10 protein-coding genes, 2 tRNA genes and 1 rRNA gene are annotated in these 10,212 nt (G+C 48.6%); 7 read left to right on the forward strand and 6 right to left on the reverse strand.

All coding sequences use genetic code 11. From position 1 onward, the window contains the following. Positions 1 to 457: 457 nt before the first annotated feature. The 4 genes from nrdH to nrdF are packed head-to-tail and all read left to right on the forward strand — an operon-like array spanning position 458 to position 4,246. Entirely contained in the window at positions 458 to 697 is a 240-nt protein-coding gene (gene nrdH, locus A6301_RS13640; protein ID WP_014916295.1) for a glutaredoxin-like protein NrdH, read from the forward strand. A 10-nt stretch (positions 698 to 707) separates the two neighbouring features. Then, positions 708 to 1,115: a class Ib ribonucleoside-diphosphate reductase assembly flavoprotein NrdI gene (nrdI, locus tag A6301_RS13645; RefSeq protein ID WP_010280810.1), complete on the forward strand. Its 408-nt coding sequence runs from the start codon at positions 708 to 710 to the stop codon at positions 1,113 to 1,115. Further along, on the forward strand, positions 1,112 to 3,259 hold the full coding sequence (gene nrdE / locus A6301_RS13650; protein WP_107169952.1) for a class 1b ribonucleoside-diphosphate reductase subunit alpha: 2,148 nt from the start codon (positions 1,112 to 1,114) through the stop codon (positions 3,257 to 3,259). The genes nrdI and nrdE overlap by 4 nt, the downstream gene beginning before the upstream one ends. A gap of 24 nt (positions 3,260 to 3,283) precedes the next feature. After that, the gene (nrdF, locus tag A6301_RS13655) at positions 3,284 to 4,246 is read left to right on the forward strand and encodes a class 1b ribonucleoside-diphosphate reductase subunit beta (protein WP_015841298.1); all 963 of its coding nucleotides are present in this window, start codon (positions 3,284 to 3,286) and stop codon (positions 4,244 to 4,246) included. Positions 4,247 to 4,369: 123 nt separating this feature from the next. On the opposite strand, the gene A6301_RS13660 is transcribed toward nrdF, so the two are convergent. Both A6301_RS13660 and dnaQ read right to left on the reverse strand, forming a co-directional pair. Next, positions 4,370 to 4,446: transfer RNA gene (locus A6301_RS13660), tRNA-Asp, on the reverse strand. Between the two features lie 171 nt (positions 4,447 to 4,617). After that, positions 4,618 to 5,355 (reverse strand): DNA polymerase III subunit epsilon, encoded by a 738-nt coding sequence (gene dnaQ / locus A6301_RS13665; RefSeq protein ID WP_107169954.1) that lies wholly within the window; start codon positions 5,353 to 5,355, stop codon positions 4,618 to 4,620. Here dnaQ and rnhA point away from each other — a divergent pair. Continuing rightward, positions 5,309 to 5,875 carry a ribonuclease HI gene (gene rnhA / locus A6301_RS13670; RefSeq protein WP_234258003.1) on the forward strand — a complete coding sequence of 189 codons (567 nt, stop codon included), beginning with the start codon at positions 5,309 to 5,311 and terminating at the stop codon, positions 5,873 to 5,875. The two genes, dnaQ and rnhA, sit on opposite strands and share 47 nt — an antisense overlap. Before the next feature lie 19 nt (positions 5,876 to 5,894). Here the strand turns inward: rnhA and A6301_RS13675 are convergent, their stop codons facing one another. Then, positions 5,895 to 6,605 carry a class I SAM-dependent methyltransferase gene (locus A6301_RS13675; protein ID WP_234258004.1) on the reverse strand — a complete coding sequence of 237 codons (711 nt, stop codon included), beginning with the start codon at positions 6,603 to 6,605 and terminating at the stop codon, positions 5,895 to 5,897. Positions 6,606 to 6,648: 43 nt separating this feature from the next. On the opposite strand from A6301_RS13675, the gene gloB reads away from it, so the two are divergent. After that, positions 6,649 to 7,404, forward strand: coding sequence for a hydroxyacylglutathione hydrolase (gene gloB, locus A6301_RS13680; RefSeq protein ID WP_107169957.1), 756 nt, complete (start codon positions 6,649 to 6,651; stop codon positions 7,402 to 7,404). Between the two features lie 70 nt (positions 7,405 to 7,474). Next, positions 7,475 to 8,848: a murein transglycosylase D gene (gene mltD, locus A6301_RS13685; RefSeq protein ID WP_107169958.1), complete on the forward strand. Its 1,374-nt coding sequence runs from the start codon at positions 7,475 to 7,477 to the stop codon at positions 8,846 to 8,848. 70 nt (positions 8,849 to 8,918) lie between these two features. Here the strand turns inward: mltD and A6301_RS13690 are convergent, their stop codons facing one another. The 3 genes from A6301_RS13690 to rrf all read right to left on the reverse strand — a co-directional run bounded on the left by A6301_RS13690 (position 8,919) and on the right by rrf (position 10,194). Continuing rightward, positions 8,919 to 9,707: an endonuclease/exonuclease/phosphatase family protein gene (locus tag A6301_RS13690; protein ID WP_107169959.1), complete on the reverse strand. Its 789-nt coding sequence runs from the start codon at positions 9,705 to 9,707 to the stop codon at positions 8,919 to 8,921. 242 nt (positions 9,708 to 9,949) lie between these two features. After that, positions 9,950 to 10,026, reverse strand: a tRNA-Asp gene (locus A6301_RS13695). A 52-nt stretch (positions 10,027 to 10,078) separates the two neighbouring features. Next, positions 10,079 to 10,194, reverse strand: a 5S ribosomal RNA gene (gene rrf / locus A6301_RS13700). Positions 10,195 to 10,212 lie beyond the last annotated feature (18 nt).

The following is a 10,212-nucleotide window of genomic DNA, read 5'->3' on the forward strand; positions in this document are numbered from 1 at the left end:
GCGCCCTGCGTCGGGCGCATGCTATGAAGTAGCATGAAAATGACGGTATCATTGCGCACGAAACTGTCTCTTAGTCAGCATAAAAAAGCGTTACTAAGAAGCCAACTTTTACCAGAGGAAAGCTGGATTAGTCATGTTGGCTTTTGTCTTTCCCACATTACCCTTCATTTCGTCGTGCACTATTTCATCAAAAATGATGCGCATCACATTTATTTCTTTCTGTATTTTTTACTTGCATTCTCTACCAGCCTTGCCACATCTGGGTTCGCGTGATTTTGTATAAGGTCAACTAAAAATCATATATCTTGTGTGGTTGAAATTTTAAATGTCCACATCTAGTATTCTTTGTGTAGCCGTCACGTAACGGGTCGCTACCCAGTGGATCGGTTCAGGTGCATATACCCTGAAGATAGCCGCTCCGACATACTTCTTTCACGCCAAAGGGTAAATACGAATCATGCGTATTACTATTTTCACTAAGCCGGATTGTGTTCAATGCAACGCCACATGCCGTGCGCTGGATAAGCAAGGAATTAACTATCAACTGGTGGACTTAACTGAAGATGAACAGGCGTTACAGCAGGTAAGAGCGTTGGGCTATCAGCAAGTGCCCGTCGTGATGACGGCCGATGACCATTGGAGCGGTTTCCGCCCGGATAAGATCAGTACTCTGAACGCCGCCCTGCAATTGCAGTAAGGGAGGCTATATGAACCCGCTGGTCTATTTCTCCAGCCAGTCGGAAAACACGCATCGCTTCATTTCCAGGGTTGGTTTGCCAGCCCTGAGAATTCCGATAGCGACAGAACAGCCTGCATTGAAAGTTGATCGCCCCTATATTCTGGTTGTCCCCAGCTACGGCGGAGGCAGCACGAAAGGGGCTGTGCCGCGTCAGGTCATCATCTTTCTCAACGATCCGCACAATCGCGCTTACCTGCGCGGCGTGATTGCCGCAGGCAATACCAATTTCGGTGCAGCGTACTGCATCGCTGGCGACATCATTGCGCAGAAATGTCAGGTGCCCTACCTGTACCGCTTTGAATTGCTCGGCACAGCAGAAGACGTTGCAAATGTGCGTAAGGGAGTAACTGAATTTTGGCAACAACAGACCACGTGAGTGCAAAGGCAAGCAAAGCCGATGCGGAAGCCCACTCACTCGATTACCATGCGCTGAACGCGATGCTTAACCTCTACGACGCAGAGGGAAATATCCAGTTCGAGATGGATAAACTCGCGGCGCGCCGTTATTTCCTACAGCATGTGAATCAGAACACCGTGTTCTTCCACAATCTGGAAGAAAAGCTGCGTTATTTGGTCGAAGAAGGTTACTACGAAGCGGAAGTGCTCGATCAGTATCACTTCGATTTTATCAAGAGCCTTTTTCAGCAGGCTTACGCTCACAAATTCCGCTTTCAAACCTTTCTGGGCGCGTTCAAATACTATACCGGCTATACGCTGAAAACCTTTGACGGCAAACGCTATCTTGAACGCTACGAAGATCGCGTTTGTCTCGTAGCGCTAGCTCTTGCCAAAGGGGACACAGCACTGGCTAGCGCGCTGGTTGACGAGATTATCAGCGGACGTTTCCAGCCCGCTACGCCCACGTTTCTCAACTGCGGTAAAAAGCAGCGCGGCGAACTGGTATCCTGCTTTCTGCTGCGTATTGAAGACAACATGGAGTCGATTGGTCGAGCGATTAACTCCGCGCTTCAGCTCTCAAAACGCGGCGGTGGCGTGGCTTTCATGCTTAGCAACATCCGTGAAACCGGTGCGCCAATCAAGCGTATCGAAAATCAGTCATCCGGTATTATTCCTATCATGAAAATGCTGGAGGATGCTTTCTCCTACGCCAACCAGCTTGGCGCACGTCAGGGCGCGGGCGCGGTGTACCTCAATGCACATCACCCGGATATTCTGCGTTTCCTGGATACCAAGCGGGAAAATGCCGACGAGAAAATCCGTATCAAGACGTTATCTTTAGGTGTGGTTATCCCCGATATCACCTTCCAATTGGCGAAGAATAATCAGGTGATGTACCTGTTCTCACCTTATGATGTTGAACAAGTTTACGGCGTGCCGCTGTCAGAAATTAGCGTCACCGAAAAATATCACGAGATGGTGAACGACAAGCGCATCCGTAAATCCCAAATTAAGGCGCGCGAATTCTTCCAGATCCTCGCCGAAATCCAGTTCGAGTCCGGTTATCCCTACATGATGTTTGAGGATACGGTGAATCGCGCGAACCCGATTCACGGCCGCATCAATATGAGTAACCTGTGCTCTGAGATTTTGCAGGTCAATGACGCCAGCTTGTACGACGACGATCTTGGCTATCGCCACATCGGCAAAGACATTTCATGTAACCTCGGATCGATGAATATCGCCAACGCAATGGCCTCACCCGATTTCGGCCAAACGGTTGAAATGGCGATCCGCGCGCTGACCGCCGTTTCCGACATGAGCCATATCCGTTCCGTGCCGTCTATTGAAAAAGGCAACGACGAATCCCATGCGATTGGTTTAGGCCAGATGAATCTGCACGGCTACCTGGCGAAAGAGCGTATTTTTTACGGCACAGAAGAAGCCGTCGATTTTACCAATATCTATTTCTACACCGTCGCTTTCCACGCGATTCGGGCATCGAACGCGCTAGCAATAGAGCGTAACCAGCGTTTCTCAGGTTTTGAACTCTCCAAATACGCCACAGGCGAGTATTTTGATAAATACGTCGAACAGCAGTGGGAACCGACGACAGACCGCGCGCGTGAACTGTTTGAGCAGGCTGGTATCCACATTCCCACCCAGCAAGACTGGGCGGCGCTGCGCGAGTCGGTTATGGCGCACGGTATTTACAACCAAAACTTACAGGCGGTTCCACCGACCGGTTCGATTTCGTATATCAACCACTCGACATCCAGTATCCACCCGATTGTGTCACGCATCGAAATTCGTAAAGAGGGCAAGATTGGTCGCGTCTACTACCCTGCCCCTTACATGAACAACGATAACCTGGAGTATTACCAGGATGCCTATGAGATCGGGCCGCAGAAGATCATCGACACCTACGCTGCCGCCACGCAGCATGTCGATCAGGGGTTGTCGCTAACGCTGTTTTTCCGCGATACCGCCACCACACGTGACATCAATAAAGCGCAGATCTACGCCTGGACCAAGGGCATTAAAACTATTTATTACATTCGCATACGGCAGATGGCTCTGGAAGGCACCGAAGTTCAGGGCTGTGTGTCCTGTGCGCTATAAGCCATCGCGGAAGGAAATCGAAGCATGACCGCACTCACTCGCGTCCAGGCGATTAACTGGAACAAAATTGAAGACGACAAGGATCTGGAAGTCTGGAACCGATTAACGTCTAACTTCTGGCTGCCAGAAAAGGTGCCGCTCTCTAACGATATTCCGTCGTGGAGCACGCTCAACGCCCGCGAACGCCAGCTGACGATCCGTGTTTTTACCGGTCTGACGCTGCTGGACACCATCCAGAATACGCTGGGCGCGCCAACGCTCATGCCCGATGCGGTGACGCCGCACGAAGAAGCCGTGCTGTCCAACATCAGTTTTATGGAAGCGGTACACGCTCGCTCGTACAGCTCAATTTTTTCCACGCTTTGCCTGACCAGCGAAGTGGATGATGCCTATCGCTGGAGCGAAGAGAATCCGGCGCTACAGAAGAAGTCTGACATTATTCTTTCGCACTATCGCAGCGACGATCCGCTGATGAAGAAAGTCGCCAGCGTGTTTCTGGAGTCGTTCCTGTTCTACTCTGGATTTTACCTGCCGATGTACTGGTCAAGCCGCGCCAAGCTGACCAACACGGCAGATTTGATCCGACTCATCATCCGCGACGAAGCCGTACACGGCTACTATATAGGCTACAAATTCCAGCGCGGACTCGCAAAGGCCGATCCCGCTCGCCAGCAGCAGGTGAAAAATTTCGCCTACGATCTGCTACAGGATTTGTACGACAATGAGGTGCTGTATACGCAGGAACTCTATGATGGCGTCGGCTGGACGGAAGATGTGAAGAAATTCCTTCACTACAACGCGAACAAAGCGCTGATGAATCTGGGCTATGAAGCGCTATTCCCTGCCAGCATGACGGATGTGAATCCCGCAATTCTCTCAGCGCTCTCGCCAAATGCCGATGAAAATCACGACTTCTTTTCTGGCTCCGGTTCATCTTATGTAATAGGCAAAGCCGTTAATACCGAAGATGAAGATTGGGATTTCTAAAAAAACGGTCACTGCTTTCCGGGTGGCCGCATTTTTCTCCTAACTCATTTCTACCGCTTTTTCTACAAACCACAGAAATGAAAAAACCCTGAACCATTTCTGATTCAGGGCTTTCATAATAAGTGGCGGAACGGACGGGGCTCGAACCCGCGACCCCCTGCGTGACAGGCAGGTATTCTAACCAACTGAACTACCGCTCCACTCGTGCTCACTGAGCGGGATGAATACTAAGATGATGGCACTATTACGTCAATGCTTTTTATAACTAACCGCTTCTGTTTGCTTATAATTTCAGCTCAGTGACTATTCTCTCTCCCATGACATAACCGACCTATCTATCTTGCTATGTAAAGGATGATACTTCAGCGGTATTATTCAGCTCGCCACAGGCAGCTCCCGCCTTTTTTAGCAATCAGATCCAAGCGTTGTTCATGTGCTAATAGCTCAGCCTCATCGGCATAAAGCACCTTTAGCGCCGATTGTGGGCGAACAATTCTTTGGATCGTTTCGCTGTTCTCATTCTGCTGCTGCGTTTCACCTTCCGTAGAAAAAGTTAGCGACGTTTGGCCTCCGGTCATCGCCAGATAAACTTCAGCCAGAATCTCGGCATCGAGCAATGCGCCGTGCAGCGTACGCTTGCTGTTATCTATTAAATAGCGATCGCAGAGCGCATCCAAACTGTTCCGTTTGCCGGGAAAGATCTTCCTCGCCATAAGCAGGCTATCGGTGATCTTACAGAACGTCTCCGTCTTAGGAAGATCCCGATTCAGCAATCGAAATTCATAATCCATAAAGCCGATATCAAACATCGCGTTATGAATGACCAACTCCGCACCACGGATAAAATCAAGGAAATCATCCGCAATATCAGCATACATCGGTTTGTCAGCAAGAAACTCATCGCTGATACCATGTATGTTATAGGCCTCTGGGTCCACTAAACGGTCGGGTTTGATGTAGACGTGAAAATGACGGCCAGTCAGGCGGCGGTTAATCACCTCGACCGCACCGATCTCGATAATTTTATGCCCTTCGTAGTGAACCCCCAGTTTATTCATACCGGTGGTTTCTGTATCGAGGACAATTTGTCGCGTAATTTCAGTGCTCATCGTTTTCGTTTATGTCAGACTTGCCGTTTTTACCATAAGGGAGAGTCTACCAGAGATGCGCAAACAGGTAGAAATTTTCACCGACGGATCTTGCCTCGGTAATCCCGGCCCCGGCGGTTATGGCGCCCTGCTGCGCTACAAGCAGCACGAAAAAGCGTTAAGTGCGGGCTATCGTCTTACGACGAATAACAGAATGGAATTGATGGCCGCGATTGCAGCGCTTGAAACACTGACCACCGACTGTGATGTCGTACTCAGCACAGATAGCCAATATGTTCGTCAGGGTATCACCAGTTGGATTCATAACTGGAAAAAACGCGGTTGGAAAACCGCTGACAAAAAACCCGTCAAGAATGTCGATCTCTGGAAAAGGTTGGATACCGCGATTCAACGCCATTCCGTGCGCTGGGAATGGGTAAAAGGACACGCCGGACACCCGGAAAACGAGCGCTGCGATGAGCTTGCTCGCGCCGCCGCCAGTGCGCCAACACTCGATGACATTGGCTATCAGGCTGAGTAAATCACCGTAGGCCTCTCTCTCATCTTCGATATATCTTTGTTGCGCCCACTGTGCGGCGCACAGATGCTTTCTGCAACCGCGTTCTCATCGGCGTGAACGTCAGCGGAATCGTTCTCTTTCGGGCAATAATTAACGTCAGGCACCCTAGCATCGGAATATGTTTATTCAATTTCCCCTTATTCCTTCGCCATGGCGTAACGTGAAAATGAGTCTGATGAATAACCTCGTAGTTCAATAGCCCCAGCCAGTCCGTGATGCGCATTTGAGTAAACATACGGCTGCAATAGGGATGCTTTTTATTAACCCGAGGGATCAGTTTGCCAAGACCAACCAAACTGATCGGATTAAATGTGCTCAGGATTAACCAACCATCATCGATCAACACGCGATCAACCTCACGTAAAACACGATGTGGGTCCGACGAATAAGATAGTGTTTGAGCAAGCAAACAGGCATCGATCGACTTTTCAGAGAAAGGCAGTTGATGGGCATCAGCCACAACGTGAAGATTATCACCATGCGGAGCAACGTTAACCTGATGCGCGATTGCGCACTCTGTTACATCGATTTCTGCACTCAGCGCCCCTATCTTGATAAGGTGAAAACCAAAGAGTTTTGGCCACCATGGCAACAAAGCCAGCTCAAGCGACTCGCGATAAAACTGCCCGCAGGTGATATCATTCCATGAATCAGGGGCAACAATGGTCTGAGGAATTTGTGCCGATTTCATCGTCTGTTCTCGCCCTCAGGCTGCTAGAAAAAAGAGGTGATGAATGAATCTTATCAGTATCCCCGCACTTCAGGACAACTACATTTGGTTATTGAGTAATAAAGAAAAGCGTTGTGTGATCGTCGATCCGGGTGAGGCGAACCCAGTGCTTAATGCGCTCGCTCAAAACTCACTTTCCCCCGAAGCAGTTTTGCTCACTCACCACCATAACGACCATGTGGGAGGTGTCCGTGAGATACTCAATCACTACCCTAACTTGCCTGTTTTCGGCCCGAAAGAAACCGCTAAATGCGGCGCAACCTATCTCGTTGAGGAGGGAAATACCGTCTCTTTGTTAAATTCGGAATTTTCTGTAATTGAGGTTCCGGGGCATACATTAGGTCATATTGCCTACTATAATGCGCCGTTTTTGTTCTGCGGTGATACCCTATTTTCAGCAGGATGTGGCCGAATTCTCGAAGGGACGCCGAAGCAAATGTATGAATCAATTAATAAAATAGCAGCCTTTCCTGATGATACCGTCGTGTGCTGTGCCCATGAATACACGTTATCAAACTTAACGTTTTCTAATGCTATATGGCCAGAAGAGCCAAGTATTGAAGCTTATCTCCATAAAATCAGCCAGATACGCGAAAAATCGCAGTCTAGCCTGCCAACAACATTAGGGCAGGAAAGAAGAATCAATCTTTTTCTCCGCTGCCATGAGTTTGATTTAAAAAGAAAATTATCAAAAGAACCTGAAAATATAGAGAATTGGCAAGTTTTTGAGCTGCTACGCAGCAAGAAAGACTGCTTCTGAAGGTTTAGGTTGTGCTATTCCTCTAATCAAAGTATCCTTGCTCGTCTTTTAAGCAACTATTGACCAACATATGAAGGCTAAAGCGATAATCATCGCCTCAGTCTTGCTAGTCGGTTGTCAGGTTTCACCACATGACACCTCGCAACCGAAACAGCATGCACAGAGTTTGTCTTCGGCAAGTCAAAGTGAAGCAGGAAAGTACACAGGTAGCCGAGAGGCCTCCGCGCGATGGTTAGATGACGATAGCCTCGCGCAACGAGATCTGTGGAACTTCATTGGCGACGAGCTGAAGATGGAGGTTCCGGATAACGCCCGGGTCCGCGAGCAAAAAACGCGTTATTTGAAAAATAAGAGCTATCTCCACGATGTAACATTACGGGCAGAGCCGTACATGTACTGGATAGTCGAGCAGATTAAGCAACGTAAAATGCCGATGGAACTGGTACTGCTACCCATAGTGGAGAGCGCTTTTGATCCAAGTGCCACATCATCCGCCAATGCCGCTGGGCTATGGCAGATTATCCCTGGTACAGGACGTAATTATGGTTTGAAACAAAACCAGTGGTATGACGGGCGTCGCGACGTAATTGCGTCTACGACAGCTGCGCTGGATATGATGCAACGTCTCAACACAATGTTTGATGGTGACTGGTTATTGACGGTTGCCGCATACAACAGTGGTGAAGGCCGTGTCATGCAGGCGATGAAAGTAAATAAAGCAAAAGGGAAATCAACCAACTTTTGGGCATTGGCGTTACCGCGTGAAACGTCCATTTATGTTCCTAAGATGTTAGCCTTGAGCGATATTCTTAAAAACAGCAAGAAGTATGGCGTTAGCCTGCCGCAACCCAATGAAAGCCGGGCATTAGCCAAAGTTGAGCTGGGGCAGCAGATAGAATTGACTCAAGCCGCTGAGATGGCTGGACTGTCGTTGAATAAGCTGAAGAGCTATAACTCGGGCTATAAGCGTAATGTAACCGCACCAAATGGGCCACATTACATTATGGTTCCTAAAGCTCACGTTGAGCAGTTGAAAGATTCACTGGCTGATGGTGACATCGCAGCGATTCAACCAACACGCTTAGCGCAAACACAGTCAACGCCAGCATCACAGCAGTATAAGGTACGCTCAGGTGATACCTTATCAGCCATTGCGGCACGGCTTAATGTCAGCACGAAAGATTTGCAGAGCTGGAACAATCTACGTAGCGCTGGTGCGCTCAAGGTTGGGCAGACATTGCAAGTTGCCAAAGCCTCAGGTAATAACAGCTCTATCACCTATCAGGTACGAAAGGGTGATTCGCTGGCAAGTATTGCTAAACGCCACGGCGTAAATATCGCTGACGTAATGCGATGGAATACGGTTATCAATAAAAATGCCAACATCCAGCCAGGCGATCGCCTGACGCTTTATGTTAGCAGCAACATAAAACCTGATTCTTAACGTCATATCAGAATCAGCAACGAAACGCAGCCCTCCTACAGAAATGTAGAGGGCTGTTTTTTTATCGCAATTAAATCAGGCTGAATTCGACAAGCAATGGATTATGATCTGAAGCCTGAGTCACCAATACAGAAGACTGGTTAACGGTCAATTCACGGTAAAAGACGAAATCTAGCGGCCGGCCAAATGCCTTACGCCGCTGGTCATCAACAAAACACACCTCCTGTAGCCCCATCCTTATCGCAAACCGATTAAGTGCGTTAATACGTTGCTGACTCCATGCATTGAAATCTCCAGCCATAATAGCAGGCCCTTGATGATGTATGAGCTGCTCCCCAATTGCAGCCAATTGTTTGGTATAAACTTCAACACCAAAACTAAAGTTAACTGCATGGATATTGATAACCATCAGCCTCTGCCCATTCTGAAGCGCATATACCGTCACTAAAGAAGACTTGGCCAAACGCAGTAAAGGTTCGCGTTCACGTAAAGGGCAGCAATATACCGGTTGGGCTGCTGATAGCGTCATCACACCGGATGGGTGTTGTGGGAGGATAATGGCAGGTACCTGATCGGCAAAAAGGTAGTTAGTGGTTGCAAAACGGATAAGGTCTGGCGTACTTTGCGCTTCCTGTAATAGAACAAGCTGGGTACCTTTGCCGAAATTCTGCAACACAGAAAGCCAATTCATTCTTTGTTGCTTAAAAATATTCCACACCATTACGCGTAAAACATCCCCCTCCAGCAACAACGAGCCTGTCGGTATCGTTTGCCCTGGATAATACATTTCCCCAGGAGGAAAGATACGTTCAGCTGGTTGGCCAGCAACATATCTCATTGCATAGGTTCTTTTCCGCACGCCTCGTCCACTATCCGTTTCAATACACCAAATACCCTACCAAAAAAATGCCCTCTTCCGTTACAAGAATTTTATCGCAGACTTGTCATATGCGCTGGCCGATAGGGAAGAAAAAGAGAAAATGGTTGATTGACGAAAAAACATAAGGAGAAGAAAAAGAGAGGATTATCTAAAAACTCTAATTCTAGAATTCTACACACACGAAAAAGCCCTAAGCTAACGCTTAGGGCTTTTCAAATAAGTGGCGGAACGGACGGGGCTCGAACCCGCGACCCCCTGCGTGACAGGCAGGTATTCTAACCAACTGAACTACCGCTCCACCGAATTTCTTTACAACCACCGGATTGCTCCGGCTTACTGCTTAATTTGATGCCTGGCAGTTCCCTACTCTCACATGGGGAAGCCCCACACTACCATCGGCGCTACGGCGTTTCACTTCTGAGTTCGGCATGGGGTCAGGTGGGACCACTGCGCTATCGCCGCCAGGCAAATTCTGTTTCATTCC

It is taken from the genome of Pectobacterium sp. IFB5596, from assembly GCF_021432585.1.
Classification (GTDB): domain Bacteria; phylum Pseudomonadota; class Gammaproteobacteria; order Enterobacterales; family Enterobacteriaceae; genus Pectobacterium; species Pectobacterium punjabense.